The 21,456-nt window shown below is 65.8% G+C and carries 23 protein-coding genes; 9 read left to right on the forward strand and 14 right to left on the reverse strand.

All coding sequences use genetic code 11. The features are described from left to right. Positions 1–574: 574 nt before the first annotated feature. Genes BRAD285_RS24760 through BRAD285_RS24785 form a run of 6 tightly spaced genes read right to left on the reverse strand, consistent with a single transcriptional unit; the run spans position 575 to position 6,196 of the window. Complete coding sequence (locus BRAD285_RS24760; RefSeq protein WP_006612876.1) at positions 575–1,948, reverse strand: amidohydrolase family protein; 1,374 nt, start codon at positions 1,946–1,948, stop codon at positions 575–577. Then, positions 1,945–2,838, reverse strand: a complete 894-nt coding sequence (locus BRAD285_RS24765) for a polysaccharide deacetylase (RefSeq protein ID WP_006612875.1) — start codon at positions 2,836–2,838, stop codon at positions 1,945–1,947. Before BRAD285_RS24765 ends, BRAD285_RS24760 begins: the two co-directional genes overlap by 4 nt. Continuing rightward, the gene (locus tag BRAD285_RS24770; protein ID WP_006612874.1) at positions 2,825–3,643 is read right to left on the reverse strand and encodes an ABC transporter substrate-binding protein; all 819 of its coding nucleotides are present in this window, start codon (positions 3,641–3,643) and stop codon (positions 2,825–2,827) included. The genes BRAD285_RS24765 and BRAD285_RS24770 overlap by 14 nt, the downstream gene beginning before the upstream one ends. 6 nt (positions 3,644–3,649) lie before the next feature. Further along, positions 3,650–4,417, reverse strand: coding sequence for an amino acid ABC transporter ATP-binding protein (locus tag BRAD285_RS24775; protein WP_085962832.1), 768 nt, complete (start codon positions 4,415–4,417; stop codon positions 3,650–3,652). Further along, positions 4,414–5,268, reverse strand: coding sequence for an amino acid ABC transporter permease (locus BRAD285_RS24780; protein WP_006612872.1), 855 nt, complete (start codon positions 5,266–5,268; stop codon positions 4,414–4,416). The genes BRAD285_RS24775 and BRAD285_RS24780 overlap by 4 nt, the downstream gene beginning before the upstream one ends. 10 nt (positions 5,269–5,278) lie before the next feature. After that, a complete protein-coding gene (locus tag BRAD285_RS24785; protein ID WP_006612871.1) occupies positions 5,279–6,196 on the reverse strand; it encodes an N-carbamoyl-D-amino-acid hydrolase in 918 nt (305 codons plus the stop codon). Positions 6,197–6,402: 206 nt separating this feature from the next. Between BRAD285_RS24785 and BRAD285_RS24790 the strand changes: the two genes are divergently transcribed. After that, complete coding sequence (locus tag BRAD285_RS24790) at positions 6,403–7,389, forward strand: LysR family transcriptional regulator (RefSeq protein ID WP_006612870.1); 987 nt, start codon at positions 6,403–6,405, stop codon at positions 7,387–7,389. Positions 7,390–7,570: 181 nt separating this feature from the next. Here BRAD285_RS24790 and BRAD285_RS24795 read toward each other — a convergent pair whose 3' ends face one another. Further along, positions 7,571–7,813 (reverse strand): hypothetical protein, encoded by a 243-nt coding sequence (locus BRAD285_RS24795; RefSeq protein ID WP_006612869.1) that lies wholly within the window; start codon positions 7,811–7,813, stop codon positions 7,571–7,573. 391 nt (positions 7,814–8,204) lie between these two features. Here BRAD285_RS24795 and BRAD285_RS24800 point away from each other — a divergent pair, with 391 nt between their 5' ends. After that, on the forward strand, positions 8,205–8,639 hold the full coding sequence (locus tag BRAD285_RS24800; protein WP_006612868.1) for a DUF2267 domain-containing protein: 435 nt from the start codon (positions 8,205–8,207) through the stop codon (positions 8,637–8,639). Positions 8,640–8,653: 14 nt separating this feature from the next. Here BRAD285_RS24800 and BRAD285_RS24805 read toward each other — a convergent pair whose 3' ends face one another. The 6 genes from BRAD285_RS24805 to BRAD285_RS24830 all read right to left on the reverse strand — a co-directional run bounded on the left by BRAD285_RS24805 (position 8,654) and on the right by BRAD285_RS24830 (position 14,230). Continuing rightward, on the reverse strand, positions 8,654–10,567 hold the full coding sequence (locus BRAD285_RS24805; protein WP_006612867.1) for a nitric oxide reductase activation protein NorD: 1,914 nt from the start codon (positions 10,565–10,567) through the stop codon (positions 8,654–8,656). A 3-nt stretch (positions 10,568–10,570) separates the two neighbouring features. After that, positions 10,571–11,380, reverse strand: coding sequence for a CbbQ/NirQ/NorQ/GpvN family protein (locus BRAD285_RS24810; protein WP_006612866.1), 810 nt, complete (start codon positions 11,378–11,380; stop codon positions 10,571–10,573). A 60-nt stretch (positions 11,381–11,440) separates the two neighbouring features. Further along, positions 11,441–12,787 carry a cbb3-type cytochrome c oxidase subunit I gene (locus BRAD285_RS24815; RefSeq protein ID WP_006612865.1) on the reverse strand — a complete coding sequence of 449 codons (1,347 nt, stop codon included), beginning with the start codon at positions 12,785–12,787 and terminating at the stop codon, positions 11,441–11,443. Positions 12,788–12,826: 39 nt separating this feature from the next. After that, positions 12,827–13,279 carry a cytochrome c gene (locus tag BRAD285_RS24820; RefSeq protein WP_006612864.1) on the reverse strand — a complete coding sequence of 151 codons (453 nt, stop codon included), beginning with the start codon at positions 13,277–13,279 and terminating at the stop codon, positions 12,827–12,829. Positions 13,280–13,384: 105 nt separating this feature from the next. Beyond that, positions 13,385–13,648 (reverse strand): cytochrome C oxidase subunit IV family protein, encoded by a 264-nt coding sequence (locus tag BRAD285_RS24825; protein ID WP_006612863.1) that lies wholly within the window; start codon positions 13,646–13,648, stop codon positions 13,385–13,387. Between the two features lie 3 nt (positions 13,649–13,651). Next, on the reverse strand, positions 13,652–14,230 hold the full coding sequence (locus tag BRAD285_RS24830) for a cytochrome c oxidase subunit 3 (RefSeq protein WP_006612862.1): 579 nt from the start codon (positions 14,228–14,230) through the stop codon (positions 13,652–13,654). 121 nt (positions 14,231–14,351) lie between these two features. Here BRAD285_RS24830 and BRAD285_RS35875 point away from each other — a divergent pair, with 121 nt between their 5' ends. Then, a complete protein-coding gene (locus BRAD285_RS35875; protein ID WP_006612861.1) occupies positions 14,352–14,507 on the forward strand; it encodes a hypothetical protein in 156 nt (51 codons plus the stop codon). Between the two features lie 52 nt (positions 14,508–14,559). After that, a complete protein-coding gene (locus tag BRAD285_RS24840; RefSeq protein WP_006612860.1) occupies positions 14,560–14,748 on the forward strand; it encodes a hypothetical protein in 189 nt (62 codons plus the stop codon). A 5-nt stretch (positions 14,749–14,753) separates the two neighbouring features. Here the strand turns inward: BRAD285_RS24840 and BRAD285_RS24845 are convergent, their stop codons facing one another. Then, positions 14,754–14,999 carry a hypothetical protein gene (locus BRAD285_RS24845; RefSeq protein WP_006612859.1) on the reverse strand — a complete coding sequence of 82 codons (246 nt, stop codon included), beginning with the start codon at positions 14,997–14,999 and terminating at the stop codon, positions 14,754–14,756. A 302-nt stretch (positions 15,000–15,301) separates the two neighbouring features. Between BRAD285_RS24845 and BRAD285_RS24850 the strand changes: the two genes are divergently transcribed. The 5 genes from BRAD285_RS24850 (at position 15,302) to modC (ending at position 21,251) form a co-directional block, all read left to right on the forward strand. Next, positions 15,302–16,720, forward strand: coding sequence for a M20 family metallopeptidase (locus tag BRAD285_RS24850; RefSeq protein WP_006612858.1), 1,419 nt, complete (start codon positions 15,302–15,304; stop codon positions 16,718–16,720). A 22-nt stretch (positions 16,721–16,742) separates the two neighbouring features. Further along, positions 16,743–18,317 (forward strand): amidase family protein, encoded by a 1,575-nt coding sequence (locus BRAD285_RS24855; protein ID WP_006612857.1) that lies wholly within the window; start codon positions 16,743–16,745, stop codon positions 18,315–18,317. A 359-nt stretch (positions 18,318–18,676) separates the two neighbouring features. After that, on the forward strand, positions 18,677–19,444 hold the full coding sequence (gene modA, locus BRAD285_RS24860; RefSeq protein WP_006612856.1) for a molybdate ABC transporter substrate-binding protein: 768 nt from the start codon (positions 18,677–18,679) through the stop codon (positions 19,442–19,444). Between the two features lie 26 nt (positions 19,445–19,470). Then, complete coding sequence (gene modB, locus BRAD285_RS24865; protein ID WP_006612855.1) at positions 19,471–20,160, forward strand: molybdate ABC transporter permease subunit; 690 nt, start codon at positions 19,471–19,473, stop codon at positions 20,158–20,160. Continuing rightward, positions 20,157–21,251: a molybdenum ABC transporter ATP-binding protein gene (gene modC / locus BRAD285_RS24870; protein ID WP_006612854.1), complete on the forward strand. Its 1,095-nt coding sequence runs from the start codon at positions 20,157–20,159 to the stop codon at positions 21,249–21,251. The genes modB and modC overlap by 4 nt, the downstream gene beginning before the upstream one ends. The last annotated feature ends 205 nt before the right edge of the window (positions 21,252–21,456 follow it).

Consider the following 21,456-nt stretch of genomic DNA (forward strand, 5'->3'; position numbering starts at 1 on the left):
ATCTGCTTCGCGCGAAGACGCGATATTCCGATGCAGATTCAACAACTAGCTCGACTTCAAGGGCCCCCGCGAAAATAAACCACTTCCAAAAAACCGAATTTCGGGTTTATCCTGCCTCCGTTCCGGTCCGGATGAGGGGCGTACGCGTCGTCACGAGACGTTGGATCGGCAATGCGGTGGACGTCGGGGCATCGGATGTGCTTGCGCGGACGAGCGGTGCTTTGCGGACGGCGAAGTCGCGTGGTTCTGATACCCCGAAGCTGGTATCAAGTCGGCCGGTGTGACGCATCGGATCGATGACGGCGGCCAACGAGCCGGGCGCCGGGGAGATCGCGTATAAGCCGTAAACCATCGCGCAGGGAAGGCCGGATGCTCCGGTCCGTACCTGTGGTTCTGCCGCGTGCTTATCTTGCTGCACGCGGACCGCGGGTGCGACCGGCACCCGGCCTTCCCTGCGCCCTCATCATCTCACGAGGGCAGTGACGATTGCATCAACCGGGCGCATGCGCGCCGCGGCAGCGATGCGGCTTGCCCCGGCTGTTTGACAAGGTTCAGATGAAATCCTCGCGCGACGTCAGCCGGCGAACGCCGCCTGCGCCTCCGGCAGCGCCCAGATCTTCTCGATCGCCGCAGCACCCGCCGCCGTGATCGCCGCCTCGTCGCCATGCAGATAGCGGCCGTCGTGGATCAGCAGCCGGCCATCGACCATCACCTGATCGATATTGGCGCGGTTGGCGAGCGCGATCAGGCCGCGGCGCGGATCATGCAGCGGCTGGAGGTGCGGATGCGTCATGTCGACGACCGTGAGATCGGCGGTGGCGCCCGGCGCGATGACGCCGAGATCGTCGCGCTTGATCATCGCAGCCGCGGTCGCGGTGACCGCATCGATCAGCTCCGGCGCGCTCGCGGTCTCGGCATTGCCGAGCGCGACCTTCGAGATCAGCGACGCCGCGTTGAGCTCGCCGAGCAGGTCCATGTTGTAGCCGTCGGTGCCGACGGCTGTACGCACGCCATGCGCGGCGAAGCGGCCGAACGCAGCGGTGACACCGGCACGCGCGAACACGCGCGGACAGTTCAGCACGCCGGCGCCGCGCGCCGCCATCAGCTTCAAATCCGCATCGGTCGAGGCATGGCAATGCGCGGCGAGCAGATCGGGCCCGAGCAGGCCGAGCCAGTCGAGATATTCGGCCGGCGTGCGCCCGCCGTAGCGCTGCCCGATGGTCGCAACCTCGCCGGCGCTTTGCGCCATGTGCGTCGTGATGGGAACGTCAAGCTCGCGCGCCCGCGCCGCGGCAGCGCGCAACAGGTCAGGTCTGCAGGTGTCGGTCGCATGCGGACTCATCGCCAGACGAATGCGCCCGTCGCCCTGCCCGTGCCAGCGCTGATGCAGCGCGTTCCAGGTCGCCATGTCAGCTTCGCCGCCATCGCCGGCATAGTGCACGACGCCGGAGGCATCGGCCTTGGCGTCCGACGTCGAGAACAGATAGGGCGCGCCGTAGAAGCGCAGTCCCATCTCGAGCGCCGCATCGAACAGCTCGGGGATCGTGTTGCGGAACGGCTCCATCACCGTGGTCGCGCCACCCTTCAGCAGCTGCAGCACGCCCATGCGGCCGATCGCCAGCCGCTCTTCGACGGTCAGGATCTCCGCCCCGCGCTTCGACAGCGGCAGCAGCACCGTGTAGACGATGCTCTTGTTGTTGCGCCGGCCGTTGCCGTCCTCGGTCAAGGTGCGCGCGATCGCCTCGCTGAAGATGTGGTTGTGCAGGTTCAACAGGCCCGGCAGCACGAAACGGCCGGGGCGGTCGAACACCTCGTCGGCGGAAGGACGGCTCGGCGTCACCGCGGCGATGCGCTTGCCCTCGACCAGCACCCAATGGTCGCGCAGCACATGCTGCGCGCCGTCCTTGCGCGTCAGCACGTAGCTGCCGAAGATCGCGGTCGTGCTCATGCGCCCGTGGTTTCCGCTGCCTCATGACGCTGATAGTTCGCCGCGATCTCCGCGCCGGTGGTAATCCAGACGTCCTGGCACGATTTGGCGTAGTTGAGGAACTCGCGCAGCAGCCGGAAGCGCATCGGTCGCCCCGACACCTGCGGATGCAGCACGGTCGTGACCATCGCGCCCCAGTCGCGGACCTCGTCGAGTTCGTCCTTCCACATCGACAGCACGTGCTCCTTCGGAAAGATCGAGCGCGGCGAGAACCGCGCCGAAAGACCGTGCATCCAGTCATCATAGCTCGACGTCACCGGGATCTCGATCGTGCCGGGCGAGCCGGAGGCCAAGCGATGCCGATAGGGCCTGACGTCGTCGCGGAACGACGAGGTGTAGACGATGCCCTGGCCCACCAGCGCGACGCGCAGTTCCTCGCAGAACTCGCCGAACGGCGCGCGGTAACCGATCGGACGGACGCCGAGCCGGCGCTGCAGCGTCTCGAAGCCGCGCTCGATCTCCTCGATGATGAAGGGATCGCCGGGATCGGGCAGCAGATGATGATAGCCGTGATGACCGATTTCGTGGCCGGCCTTCAGCACCGCCTCCGCCATCGCGGGGTGCGCATCGACCGCCCAGCCCGTGATGAAGAACGTTGCCTTGAGATCGAGCTCAGCGAGCAGTTCGAGCAGCTTCGGCGTGCCGACGCGCGCCTCGAAGCCGCCGAAACTCATCGTGACCAGCCGCGCGGCATGCGCGGGGTCCTTCGAGGTCCAGGCGCTCTCGGCGTCGATGTCGAACGACAGGAACATCGCCGCCTTGTACGGCGCGGGCCAGGGATACTCCGGCGCCGGCGGCGCCGTATTGGAGGGAATGAGCGGAATGCCCGCGAGCGCCTTACTGTCCGGCATTGATCGTCACCTTCTCGATGGCGTTATCGCCAAGCTTCCACTTCGCCAGCAGCGCCTTGTAGCTGCCGTCGGCGACCAGCGCCTCCAGGGCGGCGCGCAGGGACTCGCGCAACTCCTCCGCCTTCACCGGGGTCGCGAGCCCGGTATATTGAAAGGCGATCGGCGTGCCGACCGGCACATAGGTGTTCGGCTCGAGGTCCATGATGTAGGGCAAGGTCTCGTTGCCCTGCACGGCAGCGTCGATGCGGCCCTGCTTGAGCTGCGTGCGCGCATCGGCCGAGCCCTCGGTACCGACGAATTCGATCGGCGTCGCGCCGCAGTTCTTGTCGCTCCAGGCCGCGATGTCCTTCGGGAACATCGTGCGCCTGGAGGCGCCGACCTTCTTGCCGCACAGCGCCGCCGGCTCCTTGAACTCGGCGGCACGCGAGGCCTGCACGAAGAAGCGCGGGCCGCTGCGCAGATAATCGATGAAGCTCGCGGTTTCCTGCCGGCTCTTGAGGTCGGTCATGCCGGTGAGGATGATGTCGAAGCGCTGGGTAGCGAGGCCAGGCATCAGCTGGTCGAAGCTGGTCTCCTGCCACACCGCCTTGACGCCGAGCTTCTTGGCCAGCGCCTCGCCGAGCTCGACGTCGAACCCGGTCAGGGTCGCGGTCGCCGGATCCTTGAACTCCATCGGCGGATAGTTCGGCACCACCGCGATGCGCAACCCGTTCTGCTTGATCTCGGCCGGCAGCTCGGCGGCAAATGCGCCGCCCACCATCGCCGCGCTCGCGACGGCGGCCAACATGATCGACTTGAAGCTCATCTGATCTCACCCCACTTCGGCTGCCAAAAATGCCTTGGTCCGGGCCTCGCGCGGCGCGCGCAGCACCTCGCCGGCCGGACCGCTCTCGACGATCACGCCCTGGTCCATATAGACCACGCGGTCGGCGACCTCGCGCGCGAAGCCGAGCTCATGCGTGACGACCAGCATGGTCATGCCGGAAGTCGCGAGCTCCTTCATCACGCCGAGTACCTCGCCGACCAATTCCGGATCGAGCGCCGAGGTCGGCTCGTCGAACAGCACCAGCCGCGGCGTCATCGCCAGCGCGCGTGCGATCGCGACCCGCTGCTGCTGGCCGCCGGACAATTGCGAGGGATAGGAGCCGGCCTTGTCGGCGAGCCCGACCCGGCGCAGCAGCGCCATCGCCGCATCCCTGGCCTCGGCCGGCTTGCGCTTCTGCACCTGCACGGGACCCTCGATGATGTTCTCCAACGCCGTCATGTGGGGGAACAAATTGAAGCGCTGGAACACCATGCCGCAGGCGAGCCGCTGCCGCGCGATCTCGCGCTCGGACAGCCGATGCAGCCGGCCGTCCTGCTCACGAAAGCCGAGCAACTCGCCGTCGAGCCAGATGCCGCCGCTGTCGGCCGTGGTGAGCTGGTTGACGCAGCGGAGCAAGGTGGTCTTGCCGGAGCCGGACTGGCCGATCAGGCAGACCACCTCGCCTTCGAACACATCCAGCGAGACCTGCTTGAGCGCCTGGAACTCGCCGAAGCGCTTGCTGACCTGGCGGATCGCGACCAGCGGCTTCATCAGCGGCTCCTCGCGATGCCGCGGGCGAAGCGGCGTTCAAGCAGCATCTGCAACGGCGTCAGGATCGAGACCACGAGCAGATACCAGAGGCCGGCGACGATCAGGAGCTCGATGACACGGGAGTTGGCGTAGTAGATGTTCTCGGCCGAATGCAGCACTTCCGGATATTGGATGACGCTCGCGAGCGAGGTCGCCTTGACGAGGCCGATGAACTCGTTGCCGAGCGGCGGGATCACCACGCGCATCGCCTGCGGCAGGATGATCCGGCGCAGCGCCTGCAAGCGGCCCATGCCGATCGCCTGCGCCGCCTCGTACTGGCCGATATCGACCGACAGCAGCCCGGCCCGCATCACCTCCGAGGTGTATGCGCCCTGGTTGATACCGAGCCCGAGCAGCGCGGCGAGGAACGGCGTCATCAATTCGACGGCGCGCGCGCTCCACAGGCCGGGAATGCCGATGGTCGGAAACACCAGCGCGAGGTTGAACCACAGCAGCAATTGCAGAATCAGCGGCGTGCCGCGGAACAACCACGTATATCCTGCGGCAACGGAGCGCAGCACCGGATTGGGCGACAGCCGCATGATGGCGACGATCACGCCGAGCGCGATGCCCAATGCCATCGCCGCGACTGCCATGATCATGGTGTTGACGATGCCGCGCAGGATCACCGGCGCGGTGATGAAGCGCTCGACGAACGACCATTCGATCTGCCCGCGCGCGAAGGCGCGGCCGATCGCGAGAAGCACGATGATGATGATCGCCGCCGTGAGCCAGCGGCCCCAATGCGCCTGCCGCGCGATTTTGTGCGCGGAGAGATCCGGGAAGCCTTCGGCCAGCGTCTCGCTGCGGCTCATCGCGGCGCCGTCAATTGACGGCGACCGGCTCGACCACGCCGGCACGTTCGGTGATGAGCTTGTACTGATCCGGCCGGCGATGCGCCGCGAAGTTGAACATCTTGTCCTTGCCCTGCCGGCACAGATCGAGATCGATGTCTGCGACGATGATCTCATCCGCGAGAGTCTTCGCCTGCGCGACGATGCAGCCATTGGGGTCAACGATGCAGGAGCCGCCGATCAGGCCGCTGCCGTCCTCGTCGCCAGCCTTGGCGACCGCGATCGCCCAGGTCGCGTTCATGTAGGCATTGGCCTGCGCGACCAGGGTCGAGTGGAAGGTGCGCAGCGTTGCATCCTCGGTGTTGCCGCCATTGGGATCATAGGCCGCGGAATTGTAGCCGACGCAGACGAGTTCGACGCCCTGCATGCCGAGCATGCGCCAGGATTCCGGCCAGCGGCGGTCGTTGCAGATCATCATGCCCATGATCGCCCCGCCCCACTCCGAGCCTGCGCGCACCGCGGGAAAGCCGAGATCGCCGTAGCCGAAATAGCGCTTCTCGAGCTGCTGATACTTCGCCCCTTCGCGCGGCTCGACCGAGCCCGGCAGATGAACCTTGCGGTACTTGCTGATGATCTCGCCGTCGGGATCGACCAGAATGGAGCTGTTGAAGCGGCGGCCGTCGGGCGTCAGCTCGGCGTAGCCGACATAGAAGCCGACGCCGAGCGTCCTCGCGCGATCGAACAATGCGGCAACGGACGCGTTCGGCATGCTGCGCTCGAAGTACTGGTCGAGCGCATCGCCCTCCAAAATCCAGCGCGGGAAGAAGGTCGTGAAGGCGAGCTCGGGAAACACCACCAGCTTCGCGCCCTGGCGAGCCGCCTGCTCCAGGAGTTCTATCAGGCGGGACAGCGTCTGCGCCCGGCTGTCGGCGCGCTGGGTCGGCCCCATCTGGGCGGCGGCGGCTCGGAAAATACGGCTCAAGACTGCCTCCGATCTGTGCGCCATGCCGAACGATCAGGCGAAGTCGCCTGGAGACGCGCACCGAAAGAAGGGATCATCTTGGCGAAACCGGCGTGGGATTTGCAATCCACCTTCGCGGCCACGCGCTATGATATTTTGGCCGAGACCATAACCGGGGCTTATAGGGCGTTCACATGAACCTGCGACAGCTGGAGATCCTGCGGGCGGTCATCCGCCACCACACCACCGTCGCGGCAGCGGAGGAGTTGTCGCTGTCGCAGCCGGCGATCAGCAACGCGCTGAAGGCGATGGAGGCGCAGGCCGGCTTCACCTTGTTCGAGCGCGTCAACAACCGGCTGTTCCCGACACCCGAGGCGATGACGCTGTATGAGGAAAGCGAGGCGATCTTCACACTTCATGCGCGGCTGGAAAACCGGGTCCGTGACCTGCGCGAGCAGAAGACAGGACATCTCTCGATCGTCGCCACGCCGCCGCTGGCCTACAGCATCATCCCGCCGACGCTCTCGGGCTTCCTGCGGCGCCGGCCGCAGACGCGGATGTTCTTCGACGTCCGGCGCTATGAGGGTGTCATCGAAGGCGTGATCGGCAACGTCGCCGAGCTCGGCTTCGCGCTCGGTCTGTCCGATCATCCCGGCATCGCGCATGAGGTGGTGCATACCGGTGAGATGGTCTGCGTGATGCCGCCGCAGCATCCGCTCGCGGAGCGGCACGAGATCTCAGCGCGCCATCTCGCCGGTTTCCCGCTGATCGGGCTTGAGCGCGGCACGCGGCTCGGCGAAGCGGTGCGCGACAGCTTTCGCGAATCCGATGCCGACTATCAGCCAACCGTCGAGGTCCGCTACTGCAACACGGCCTGCGTGCTGGCGGCAACCGGCGTCGGCGTCGCCGTAGTCGATCCCTTCTCGCCGCGCCAGGGCGGGCACGATCTCGTGGTACGCCCGTTCACGCCGAGCACGTCGGTATCGGCCTATGTGCTGTGGTCAGAGGCGAGGCCGCTGTCGAATCTCGCGAAGACGTTTCGGAATGAGGTGCGCAATGCGAGCCGGAGTCTCACGGAGAAAAAAAGCGAAATTGTTTCCGCAACGACACTGCCCAATACAGCGCCCTCGCCCCTTGTGGGAGAGGGCATCGCCGGCTCATCCGCTCACTCGGTTGGGTGAGGGGTATCTTTCCACAAGCGCGACTCGTCGAGAGAGACCCCTCACCCAACCGCGCATGCTGCGCTGTCCAACATGCCCTCTCCCACAAGGGGCGAGGGCACATTCACGAGCACCGCGCTTGCGGTGAAATAAGAGGAGCGAAATTACTGTCTTTACCTCTAATTCCTCGACAACCCGAACCTCACGCCCGCGCCAACTCGATGTCGTGCGTCTGCTTCGTCTCGGCGTCGTACACCTTGATCTGCAACATCGGGAATCGACGCTTCAGGTCGTGCGCGCCGTTATGCGCACCGTCCTTGGTCTTGAACTCGGTCTTGATCTGGCCATCGACCACGACCGCATAGCCGGTCAGCGGAAGGTCGTTGCCGGATTTGTCTTGAGCAGGCTTGTTGTGGACAGACTTCTCTTGGGCAGACTTGAGCATTGCGAGCCGACGTCGATTCGTGAGTTGCGGGGATGCCGGGTGCGCGGGTCTCCGCGCCTCGAACGACTCCGATGTAAGGTGAGTCTGTCGCGACGGGCAAGCGAAGACGCGTTCTGCACAAGCAGGACGATTACGGTTCAACCTCGTGGCGTGACACCCGCTTGCGATCATTTGAGGGTGCTTCGTTCCGGGAGCCGGAACAGTAAACGCCGAAGCTCGACCTTGACCGTTCGTTTACCTCGCGACTGGGCACCACCTCGTGACATTGATTCAGGTCAACGTTCTCGGTTCGAACGCGCCGCCTACTCTAGGCACGTCCAAGCGAATCACGTTGCGGTTCCCTGGTTCGGCGTGCCGCCAACGGTCCCTGTGCATGGCCATGGAGAATCAGATGAGCGAGATCGGCGTCACCGCGCTGGACCACACCGTCCAGGAAACCAACATCTGGCTGAAGGCGATCGAGCAGCGGCTCGGGCTAGCGAACCGCCAGCAGGCCTACAACGCGCTCCGCGCGGTGCTGCATGTGCTGCGCGACCGCCTGCCGCTCGCCACTGCGGCGAATTTCGGCGCACAGCTGCCCATGCTGATCCGCGGCGTCTACTACGAGGGCTGGCATCACGCGGCGACGCCGACCAAGGACCGCCATCTCGAAGAGTTCGTCGACGACATCTTCCGGCAGCTGCCGCCGCAATTCCCAGTCGATCCTCTCAAGGCGGCGCGCGGCGTCTTCGAGATCCTCTGGGAGAAGCTCGATCCTGGCGAGTTCGACAAGCTGATGGGCCACCTGCCGGTGCCGCTCAGGAACCTGCGCGAACCGGCCACCTGAGGACAATTGCGAGCTCAATGCGCAAGCTGCCGGTAGAGCGCCGGCAGCGCCGCGGGCAGGCGACGAATATTGCCGACGATGGCGTAGCCGCCGCGGCCGAACAGCGTCGGAAAATACGACTGCGCCGCCGCATCGATGGTGACGCCGAACACCGCCACGCCGGCGCGGCGGGCTTCCTGCACCGCCTTGCGCGTGTCCTCGATTGCGAACCGTCCCTCGTAGTGATCGACGTCGTTCGGCTTGCCGTCGGTCAGCACCAGCAGCAGCCGCTTGCGCTCGGGACGCTCGGCAAGCCCGGCGGCGGCATGGCGCACGGCCGTGCCGATGCGCGTGTAGTAGCCGGGGCGAAGTGCGCCGATACGGCGCTCGACCTGCCCGCTCATCTTCTCGCCGAACGCCTTGACGGTCTCCAGGCGAACCCAGGAATTACGCCGCGATGTGAAGGTCAGGATGCTGTGGCTGTCACCACAGACCGACAGCCCATGCGCCAGCACCAGCAGCGCCTCCTTCTCCACGTCGAGCACACGCACGCCGTCGATCCAGGCATCGGTGGACAGGGAGACGTCGACCAGCAGGGTCACCGCGAGATCATGCGTGAGCGGGCGCATCGCGAGGTGGACGCGATCGAGACCGCCGTGGCCGGCGTTGAGATCGCTACGCGCGCGGACCAGCGCGTCGATGTCGAGATCATGGCCGTCGGCCTGGGCGCGCATCACCTCGTGGCGGGGCCGCAACGTCTCGAAGCGACGCCTCACGCTGCGGATGCGGCGGCGCATGGCCTCATCCGGTGCCCAGGTCTCGCCGGTCTCGGCGGCATCGCCGGTGACGACGCGACAGTGGTCGGGCAGATAGGCGCCGCTGCGATAATTCCATTCGGGATAAAGTCGCCCGCTGTCGAGGCGCGCGGTGTCCACCGCCTCGGGCGGCAGATCGAGATCGAACTTCAGCTTGCTCGCCGGCCGCCCCTTGCGCCTGGAGATCGCGAGCTCGTCGAGATCGTCCGCGGCCTTGCGGGCGTCGTCATCGTCCGTGTCGTCCGAGGGACGATCGACATTGACCATCTCTGCCATTGCGAGGATTTTCTCGAAGCGATTGAGGATGAACAGGTCGCGCTTCGGCGTCTCGTCACGCTCCCGCCTCGCGAAACGCTTGCGGGTATCGGGCGTCTCGGCCTGCTGGGCCGGTATCTGCGTGTCCTCGTCATCGCCTTCCGCCGCAACGGAGTCGCGGCTCCAGCAATCGCCCCACAACGGGCACGGCAGCATCGGCCGATAGCCGGGCGGCGCCATGTCCGGCAGTTCGCCATCGGCAATCACGGCGTTCAACAAGGCGCCCTGCGGCGGCACCGCAGCCCCCAGCAGCGCCATGACGATCTGCTCGACCTGCTGCTCCAGACGCGGCAGCGAACGCCGCGGTCGTGCCGCGGCCAGTGCGCGCGCGAGTTGGGCATAGGTTCGATTCAATCCGGGAAACCGCGTGAGTACCATTATGGTGGTCTCTCGAGCCCGACGCAGCGCGAGAAGATTGTGCCGCAGCGGATCGCTGTCCGCAATCGGATCAGTCGGCATGGTCGCGAACCACGCCGCGAGCCAGTGGTAGAGCTGCGCGTTGAGCGCGCGATGTGGCAGCAGCGCGATGGTGTCCGGAAGAAAGACCGTGGCGCCGTCGCGGCCGGCCTGATCAAGGCACTCGTCACCAAGACCGATGCGCTGGCGCCAGCCGAGACGATGGCTCGATTTGCGCGCCTTGGCGCCTGCGATCTGCACGCCGGTTTCGCCACCGAGCGCGCGAAACATCACAGCGATACGGCCGCTGACCTCGTTGAGCGCGACCGCGTGATCGGGATGGACCGGATAGCTCGAGGTCGTGCCGACCAGGCGATGCCAGGCGCGGCCGACAGTTTCCTCCAGTTCGAGAAAGTCGAGCATGGCTCACCCGATCACAGCGTGCACGACCTCGCGTAGCGCGGCCTTGACGTCGGCATCGTCGGTGAGCGGCTCGATCATCGCGGCGAGCACGGCCTCGGCCACCGGCGTTCCGGCGGCGACGAGCGTGGCGCAATAGACCAGCAGCCGAGTCGAGACGCCTTCCTCGAGATCGTGGCCCTGCAGCGCCCGCAGCCGGTGCGCCAGCGCCACCAGCGGCCGCACGCGCTCCGGCGACAACCCGCTCTCGGCGGCCACGACGGCGATCTCCTGCTCTGCGGGCAGGAAGCCGAATTCGATCGCAATGAAGCGCTGGCGCGTCGAGGGCTTCAGCGCCTTGTGCAGCGATTGATAGCCGGGATTGTAGGAGACGACGAGCATGAAGCCGTCGGGCGCAACCAGTTCCTCGCCGGTGCGCTCGAGCGGCAAAATGCGCCGATCGTCGGTGAGAGGATGCAGCACGACGGTGACGTCCTTGCGCGCCTCGACCACCTCGTCGAGATAGCAGATGCCGCCCTCGCGCACCGCGCGGGTCAGCGGGCCATCAGTCCACACCGTGTCGCCGCCCTTGAGCAGATAACGGCCGGTGAGATCGGCGGCCGTGAGGTCATCGTGACAAGCCACCGTGTGCAGCGGCAGGCCGAGCCGCGCCGCCATATGGGCGACGAAGCGGGTCTTGCCGCACCCCGTCGGGCCCTTCAGCAGCACCGGCAGACGATGCCGGAACGCATGCTCGAACAGCGCGCATTCATTCGCGGTCGGCGTGTACAGGGGAAACGCGGGAACAGTGTCGATCGCGTGCAGCGCGGCTTTCATGATCTCTCTCCAAAATCGGGGATTGCAGGCGGCGACCGCGGGGCCGCCGCCTGCGAGGATTCACTCCGCGGGCTGCAAGGCGCCGGGGATGACCGCCTGCTTGGCACGGCCGGGCACCAGCACGGCCCAGACGAACATCAGCGCCGAGATCGCAACGAACACACCGGAGCCGAGCCGCACCCAGTAGAACATCGCGAGCTGGTCCTGCACGTCCATGTAGCTCTGGCCAAGCACGCGCTGCAGATGCACCTGGAGAATGCCGGCGAAGGTCAGCGCGAAGGTCATCACCATCATTGCCGTGCACATGATCCAGAAGCTCGCGATCGAGAGCCACTGATTATAGGGCGCGCGCTGGCGCAGCTGCGGCACCGCATAGGCCATCACGGCGAGGTTCAGCATCACATAGGCGCCGAAGAAGGCGAGATGGCCGTGCGCAGCGGTGACCTGCGTGCCGTGAGTGTAGTAGTTGACCGAGGACAGCGTGTGCAGGAAGCCCCACACGCCGGCGCCGAGGAACGCCATGACGGAGCAGCCGACGGACCACAGCAGCGCGGCGCGGTTCGGATGCTTGCGGCCAGCCTTGAGTGTCATCTGCACCGTGAAGATCACCATGGTGAAGAACGGCGCGACTTCAACCGTCGAGAACAGCGAGCCGATCCACTGCCAATAGCCGGGAGCGCCGATCCAGTAGAAGTGGTGACCGGTGCCGAGGATGCCGGAGAACAGCGCCAGGCCGATGATGACATAGAGCCACTTCTCGACCACCTCGCGATCGATACCGTTGAGCTTGATCATCAGGAAGGCCAGGATCGAGGCCATGATCAGCTCCCAGACGCCTTCCACCCAGAGATGGACGATGTACCACCAGTACATCTTGTCGACGGCGAGGTTGGCCGGGTTGTAGAACGCGAACAGGAAGAAGATCGCGACGCCCCACAGCCCGAACAGCAGGATGTTGGTCACCGTGGTCTTGCGGCCCTTGAGCGCCGTCATCGTGACGTTGAACAGGAACATCAGGCAGACCACGACGATGCCGACCTTGATGATGAAGGGCTGCTCGAGGAACTCGCGGCCCTCGTGATAGTGGAAGAGATAGCCGACGACGGCCGCCCCGGCAGCGCCGAAGAACATCCAGAACTGGATCTTGGCGAGCAGCGGACTATAGAGCTCGGTCTCGGTCTCCTCGGGCAGCAGGAAATAGGTCGCGCCCATGAAGCCGATCAGCGACCACACGATCAGCGCGTTGGTGTGGATCATGCGGACGATGTTGAAGGGCAGCAGGACCGACAGCGTGTTCGGCAGCACGTAGATGGTGCCGGCGAGCAGGCCGAACAGGACCTGGGCGAGGAAGAGCGTCAGCGCGCCGTAGAAGTACAGCATCGCGACCTTCTGGGTCTCATATCTCATCGCGGATCTCTCTCGTGGATGAAGGGCGGGATGCAGGGCTCAGCCGGCCTTGTTCGGCGGCCAGTCCTGGCGCTTGATCGTGTCGGTCCATTGCAGGAAGTCGGCGAGGTCGTTGAGCTCCTGGTCGGACAGGTTGAACTGCGGCATCTGCCGCCGGCCGGGCGCGCCGGAGGGCTGCGACTGCATCCAGGACTTCAGCATCTCGCGGGCAGCCGCCGGATCCTCTCGGCCGCCCCAGCGGTCCCAGACATTGCCGACCTCCGGCGCGAAATAGGCGCCCTCGCCGAGCAGCGTGTGGCAGTTGATGCAGGAGTTCTTCTCCCAGACATGCTTGCCGCGCGCGACGCCATCCGAGAGCGTCGACGCCTTGGTCGAGGTCGTGACCATGTAGTAGTGGCTGTGCGCGGTCAGCCCGAGGAAGATCGCAAAGAAGAAGGCCGAACCGCCGTAGAAGACGTTCCGCGCGGCCGACTTGGTCAGGCGTTCCGCCATGACACGTCCTTTCCGGTTGGTGAAGAGTCGATGGTGTGTGAAAGCAATCTACCGGCGCTGCCGAGGGGCTCTTTGTCGGGGCGCAACCAGCGCGCCGATCGGCCGTCAGACGAGAGCCCGGATGGCAACCGCAAGCGCGGAAAAGGCTGCCAGACCGGCGAGCCAGGTGGTGAGCAGACCGCGCCACAGCGCGGGCGCATGGCGCAGGCCGAGATAGTCGAGAACGATCACCCTGCCCTTCGCAAGGGCGAGCGAAAGGACGAGAGCGTCGACGAACCATTTGCCGGGTACCAGCAGCGAGGCTGCGAGCGTGGCGAGAGCGAAGCTCAGCAGTTGCAGCCAGGCGAAATCAAGTCGATCGCGGAACATGGCTCACCTCACCAAATAAAGGATTGGGAAGATGACGATCCAGACCAGGTCGACCATGTGCCAGAACGCTGCCCCGGTCTCGACGCCGCCGGACGTGGCGTGGTGGCTGACGATGGCGAGGATGACGATGCCGAGCAGGACGTGCAGCAGGTGGAAGCCTGTCAGCAGAAAGTAGAGGGTGAAGAAGACCGAGGATTCGAGGCTGGCACCGGATGCGATCTCGTTGCCGTACTCGGTCAGCTTGATGCCGATGAACGCAGCACCGAGCATCATGGCGAGTGCGATCCAGCGCCGTGCATTGCGAACGGATGCGCGCCGCGCAGCTGCGGCCGCCCGCGCGGCGGCCCAGCCGCTCGTCACCAGCACGATCGTGTTCAACGCGGCGAGCGGTCCGTCGAGCACGGCCTGCCCTGCGGCGAACACGGTCGGGTTGACGGCACGAGCGACGATGAAGGCAGAGAGCAACAGGCCGAACGCGACGAGCTCGCTGAGGATCAGCACCCACATCATGGGATCGCCGGGCAGCCCGTCGAGCACGCCCCAGCGCTCCTCCTCGTCTGTTTCGCATGTGAGTGCCGACATCGCGCCCTCCGGTTGGATACCCGGACGCTAGTCAGGGGAGCCGAGATCCTCTTTGTCGGTGCACAAACTGCGCGGCTCCTGACTGCGATAGAGATCCGCGACACCGCCAGGAGCAGATCCCATGACAGAAGCCCAATTCGGCCTCGTCACCGCCACGCCGATCATCATCGTGTTCGCAGCCGCGCTACGGCGGATGGGCGTGCTGTCGACCACCGGCACGGTGTCGGCCATTGCGGCCTCGGTGGCGATCGCGACCGTCCTGTTCGTCACGCAGTAGGCCGCTTGAAACCTTCGCGGCGCGAGGGCGTCACCTCGTTCGGAGGTGCCGCATGGACGAGAACCGTTTCGCCGAGCTGCTCGGCAACGCCGCGATCAGCGTGTGGGGCGACATGCCGCGCGACATCCAGGAGGCGCTGTTCGAGACCGCGATGCGCGGCCACGACGATCTGCGACATCGGCTTGCGAAGCTTCTGCACGACCGGCATCCGCGCACCGAGCATCCGCCGCGGCCGGAATGAGCCGCTCAGTCCCGAGGATCTTCCGGCGTGAAATGTGACGGCTCGTCGTATCCCCTGCGGCTGCTGTAGAACAGCAGCACCATCAGCCCGATCCCCACGATCAGCGAAAACACCACGCCGAGCGCGAGCGCGATCCATCCCTCGGTCGGCATGGGATCGCCGGGCAGTGTCAGCCCCTGGTAGGCAAACACGACGGCGGCCGCGAGGATCAGCAGCAAAGCAACGATGATGGTGACTGGTCCTGCACGCATGGCAATCCGCGCTCCTGGAAGCGAGAACAGGGGCGGACTGCGATCGTTCCTGGACCGGCCCGCGGCAACCGCGCGCGTTGGCAGTTCCGAAATGTGAGAACACCGCGCCAAGGCGCACGGCATTGCGGCGCGGAAATCATCGCACTGCATTCAATGCCAGCATCACCTGCTCAAGGCTTGGAGCACGCGCCCACGGCTTGGCACCGCGAGCATGGCTGCTCCCGGCGGGGATCGCTAGGCGCGTGGGAACTTAGCTGATAACCATAGCGGCTTCCTATCGGCTAAAGAGGACAGGACCGGAAATGGATAATCGCAGCGAGATCTGGCGCGGCGTCGACGCGATCAAGACCCGTTTCATCGAGCTCAGCGACCGGGTGTGGAGCATGCCCGAGGTCTGCTACACCGAGGCCCGCTCCTCTGCCGAACATCTCGCCGAGCTGAAGCACCAGGGTTTTCGCATCACCGAGAAGGTCGCGGGCATTCCGACCGCGCTGATGGGCGAATGGGGCGAAGGCGGTCCGGTCATTGCCTTCATGGGCGAGTACGACGCCCTGCCCGGCCTTTCTCAGGAAGCCGGCGTGGCCGAGCATCGTCCGATCGAGACCGGCGGGCATGGCCATGGCTGCGGCCACAACCTGCTGGGCTCGGCGGCGCTGCTCGCCGCCACCGCCGTGAAGGACTGGCTCGCCGCCAACAAGGTTCCGGGACGGGTACGCTACTATGGCTGTCCGGCCGAGGAAGGCGGCGCGGCAAAAGCCTTCATGGTGCGCGCGGGCGCGTTCGAGGACGCCGACATTGCGATCACCTGGCATCCCTCCAGCTTCTGGGAAGTGGTGATGACGCCGTCGCTGGCCAACACCCGCGCCGACTTCATCTTCACCGGACGCACCTCGCATGCGGCGGCGTCGCCGCATCTCGGCCGCAGCGCGCTCGACGCCGTCGAGCTGATGAATGTCGGCGTCAACTACATGCGCGAGCACATGCCGAGCGATGCCCGCGTGCACTACGCGCTGCTCGACACCGGCGGGATCGCGCCCAACGTCGTCCAGGCCCATGCGCGGGTGCGCTACTCGATCCGTGCCCGCGACCTGCCCGGCATGAACGAGCTGGTCGGGCGCGTGCACAAGATCGCGCAAGGCGCGGCGATGATGACGGAGACCAAGGTCGAGATGAAGATCATCTCGGCGGTCTCCAACATCCTGCCGAACACGCCGCTCGAAGAGGCGCTGTACGAGGTGATGCAGGAGCTCGGGCCGCCGCATTTCGACGACAGCGACAGGGATTTCGCCGGGCAGATCCAGGCGACCTTGACCGACAAGGATATCGAGTCCGTCTACTACAGCATCGGCATGGACCCGACCGACAGGCCGCTCGCCGACTTCCTCGTGCCGCTCAACACCAAGCGTAATCCGCAGATCGGCTCGACCGATGTCGGCGACGTCAGCTGGGTGGTGCCGACGGTGCAAGTGCACGCGCCGACGGTGGCGATCGGCACGCCGTTCCACACCTGGCAGGTGGTTGCGCAGGGCAAGACGCCCGCCGCCCACAAGGCGATGGTGCAGGCGGCCAAGGCGATGGCCGGCCTCGGCATCAAGGCGCTGAACGAGCCCACGCTGATCGCGGCCGCGAAAGCCGATCTGACGAAGCGGACGACGCGGACGCCCTACGTCAGCCCGTTGCCGGCGGAGGTCGAGCCGCCGCTGACGATGTCGGTTGCCTGAAACCAGAACTGGGGGGAATAGCATGGCAAAGACAGCGAAGAAGCCGGCGGCAAAGGCCGCCCGGCCGGTCCCGAAGCGCGCCGCCGCGCGCACCGCGGCCAAGGCAAAACCGTCCGCCAAGGCGAAGGCCATGACCAAGGCGGTGCCGAGGCCGCAGGTGAAGGCCGCTGCGGCAAAGCCGCGACTGCCGAAGGGACCGGCCTGGCAATGGTCAGCGGTCGAGACGGCGGCGGCGATCCGCTCGGGCGCGGTCTCCTCAGTCGAGGTCACCCAGGCGCACATCGCGCGCATGCATGCGGTCAATCCCAAGCTCAACGCGGTCGTCGTCGATCTCAGCGAAGACGCCCTGAAGGCCGCGCGCGCCGCCGACAAGGCCCGTGACAAGTCCGGGCTGCTGCACGGTGTGCCCGTCACGATCAAGGAGAATGTCGACTACGAGGGCCGGCCGAATCCGAACGGCGTTCAGGCGCAGATGGGCATCATCGCGCCGTCGGACGCGCCGGTCGTGCGCAACCTCAAGAAGGCCGGCGCGATCGTGCTCGGTCTCACCAACACGCCGGAATTCTCCTTCCGCGGCTTCACCGACAATCCGCTGCATGGGCTGACGTTGAACCCGTGGGATCCGGAGATCACCTGTGGCGGCTCGTCGGGCGGCGCAGGCAGCGCCGTTGCCGCCGGCATCGGCACCATCGCGCATGGCAACGACATTGGCGGCTCGCTGCGCTGGCCGGCGCATTGCAACGGCGTCGTGACCATCAAGCCGACCCAGGGGCGCATTCCGGCCTACAATGAGAGTGCCGCAGGCGAGCGGCCGATGCTGGCGCACCTGATGTCGTCGCAGGGCCCGCTGGCGCGCAGCGTCGCCGATGTCCGGCTGGCGCTGGAGGTGATGAGCCGGCGCGATCCGCGCGATCCCTGGTGGGTGCCGGCGCCGCTCGAAGGCGACAAGCCGAAGCGACCGATCAAGGTCGCGCTGGCCAAGATCCCCGACGACATGGACGTCGATCCCTCGGTGCGCGCGGCGCTCCGGCAGGCTGCCGATCATCTGGAGCGCTCCGGCTATCGCGTCAGCGAGGTCGAGGTGCCCGACATCTCCGGCGTCTGGCAGACCTGGTGCGATGTCATCACCACCGAAGGGGTGGTGATGCAGGAGGCCAAGATGCTCGCCGTCACCTCGGAGGACTTCCACAAGGCGTGGGGCGGGATGCGGGCCAAGGCCGAGATCCTCGACCTGGCCGGCTGGATGAAGGCGACGGCGCAGCGCTCCACCCATATCCGCGCTTGGCAGCTGTTCTTCGAGGACTATCCGGTGGTGCTCGCCCCGACCACGGTGAAGCCGACTCCGGGTCCGCGCGACGACACCGTCAGCGCCGAGCGGGTGCAGGAGATCTTCTTCAACGAGATCCGCTTCATCTCCGCGATCAACGTGCTCGGCCTGCCCGGCGCGGTGGTGCCGGTCACGGTCCACAATGGCCAGCCGATCGGCGTGCAGCTGATCGCGGGCCGTTATCGCGAGGACCTCGCGCTCGATGCCGCCGCCGCGATCGAGAAGGGCGCGGGCATGCTGGTGCGCCAGCTCTGGGAACGGCTGGCCTAAAGCGCGATGAGATCAGGATGAATCGTCATCGCGCTTTAGGTTATTGTTTGCGCATGATTTTTTCGGAAAACCGCTGCGCACTTTTCCGAATCATGCTTTAGCTGCCGCGGCGGCCTGGGCAACGCAATCCCCAGGCCGTCGTGTTTGCGACACGGCGCCGCATCGATTGTCGAAACCCGAACATTGACACGCATCGCGTCGGCACGCGGCAGTCCCTCGTGTTGACGGGAACCGGCCGAGCTGTCTATTCTGATATATACGAATGGATATAGCACGGCATCGGCTCCGCCGATGCAGCGGAACGGGACTTGCAATTCACCGCAACGAACCTGCTCGGTGAATACAACAAGGACAATGTGATGAGATCGATGCGCTTCGCCACCGCCGCCCTCTGCGCGGCTGTTGCTCTCTTGACCGGCGCGAACGCCTTTGCCGGCAGCGCAAACGTCGCGGTCGCCGCCAACTTCACCGAGCCGGCCAAGGAGATCGCGGGCCTGTTCAAGGCCAAGACCGGCCACGAGGTGGTGCTGAGCTTCGGCTCGTCCGGCCAGTTCTACACCCAGATCAAGGAGAACGCGCCGTTCGCGATCCTGCTCTCTGCGGACGATGAGCGGCCGAAGAAGCTGGTCGATGACGGCCTCGGCGTCGCCGACAGCCGCTTCACCTATGCGATCGGAAAGCTCGTGCTGTGGAGCAAGGATCCGAACATCGTGAAGGGCGAGGAGACCCTGAAGGCGAACGCGTTCAACAAGCTCTCGATCGCCAATCCGACCGCCGCGCCCTATGGCGCCGCCGCCATCGAAGCGCTGAAGGCGCTCAAGCTCTTTGAGGCGGTCCAGCCGAAGATCGTCCAGGGCAACACCATCTCGCAGGCCTTCCAGTTCGTCGACACCGGCAATGCCGAGCTCGGCTTCGTCGCGCTGTCGCAGCTGGTGCCTAATGCCGGCGGCTCGCGCTGGCTGGTGCCACAGAATCTCTACACCGAGATCCGCCAGGATGCGGTGCTGCTGAAGGCCTCGGCCGGCAACGAGGCGGCCACCGCCTTCCTGGCCTTTCTCAAGACCCCGGAAGCCCGTGCCGTCATCGAGAAGTTCGGCTATGCTCTGGACCCGAAGTCCGGCAGCTGAGCCCTTCGATCGATGATGCCCAAAGGATGAACCTCCACGTTTCCGCCGATATCTGGCAACCGATCCGGCTGACCCTCGAGCTCGCGGCGCTCACGACCGTCATCCTGATGCTCGTGGGCACGCCGATCGCGTGGTGGCTGGCGCGGTCGCGGGCGTGGTGGAAGGAGGCGGTCGCAGCGCTGGTGGCGATCCCGCTGGTGCTGCCGCCGACCGTGCTCGGCTTCTATCTGCTGGTGGCGCTCGGTCCGAGCGGCCCTGGCGGAGCGCTGGCCTCGCTGTGGGGCGCGCGGACGCTGGCCTTCACATTTCCAGGTCTCGTGATCGGCTCGGTGCTGTTCTCGATACCGTTCGTGGTGCAGCCGATCCGCAACGCCTTCGAGGCGATGGGCGAGAAGCCGATGGAGGCAGCGGCGACCTTGCGCGCCTCGCCGTGGCGCGCGTTCTGGACCATCGCCGTGCCGCTGGCGAGCCCGGGCTTCCTGACCGGCGCGATCCTCGGCTTCGCCCACACCGTCGGTGAGTTCGGCGTCGTGCTGATGATCGGCGGCAACATTCCCGGCAAGACCAAGGTGCTGTCGGTTGCGATCTACGACTATGTCGAGACCTCGCAATGGACCGAGGCCTCGGTGCTTGCGCTCGGCATGGTCGTGTTCTCGTTCTCAGTCATTCTCACGATGATGCTGATCGAGAAGAAGATGACGAAAAGCGCCTCATGAGCACGGTCAAGGTCGACTTCCGCGGCACGCTCGGCCGCTTCGAGCTGAATGCGCGTTTCGAGGTGCCAGCCCGCGGCGTCACCGCGATCTTCGGCCCCTCCGGCTGCGGCAAGACCGCGGTGATGCGCTGCATTGCCGGTCTCAATCGTCTGAACGGGCTCTGCTCCGTCGCCGGCGATGTCTGGCAGGATGAGAAAACGTTCCGCCCCGTGCATCAGCGGCCGATCGGCTACGTGTTTCAGGAAGCCAATCTGTTTCCGCACCTCTCGGTTCGCCGCAACCTGATGTATGGCCATCCCGGCAAGACCGGAGCCGGCGCAATTGGCTTCGACGAGATCGTGGGGCTCTTGGGCATCGCCAGGCTGCTGGAGCGCTCGCCGCGGCATCTCTCCGGCGGCGAGCGGCAGCGCGTCGCAATCGGCCGCGCGCTGCTCAGCCAGCCCAAACTCCTGCTGATGGACGAGCCGCTGTCGGCGCTCGACCAGATGACCAAGGATGAGATCCTGCCCTATCTGGAGCGGCTGCATGCCGCGCTCGTCCTGCCGATCCTCTACATCAGCCACGACATCGCCGAGGTCGAGCGGCTTGCCGATCAGCTGGTGTTGATGCGCAATGGCGCCGTGCTGGCGTCGGGTCCACTGTCCAAGTTGCAGGCCGATCTGTCGCTGCCGCTCGCGCTGTCACGGGATGCCGCCGTGAGCCTCGACGCCACCGTGCTGAAGCAGGATGCGACCGACGGCATGGCGACGCTCGACGTCGACGGCGGATACTTCCTGGTTCCGGCCGAGTCGCTCACCCTGGGCACCCGCCGCCGCCTGCGCGTGCTGGCCGATGACGTCAGCCTCGCCGTGGAAACGCCGAGCCGCAGCACCATCGTCAACGTGCTCAGAGCAAGGATTCTCGAGATCCGCAGCCAGTCGGATCACCGCGTCACCGCCCTACTCGGCCTCGGCGAGGATGGCCAGGGCGCGCGGCTGCTGTCGCGCGTCACTCAGCGCTCGTGGAACGAGCTTGGCATCAAGGCCGGCCTTTCCGTCTACGCCCAGGTCAAGGGCGTCGCGCTGGTCCGCCGCGAAGAGCCCCTCGCCTGAGGCCAAAGTCCCCGCCCTGTCTCCTGCAATAGGCCTGTTGTATACGCGACAATATAGCGTCTCATGTTATATCTTTGACAATATAGCTTATACCCAAAGCCGTCCCGACCGTTCCGGGATTCGCGAAGTCTTCGAATGACTTGTCTCGCGGCCGGCCTGCTGGCCCAACGCTTGCTAATCCGATCTCGCAACACGAGGTCATCAG

It is taken from the genome of Bradyrhizobium sp. ORS 285 (assembly GCF_900176205.1).
Classification (GTDB): domain Bacteria; phylum Pseudomonadota; class Alphaproteobacteria; order Rhizobiales; family Xanthobacteraceae; genus Bradyrhizobium.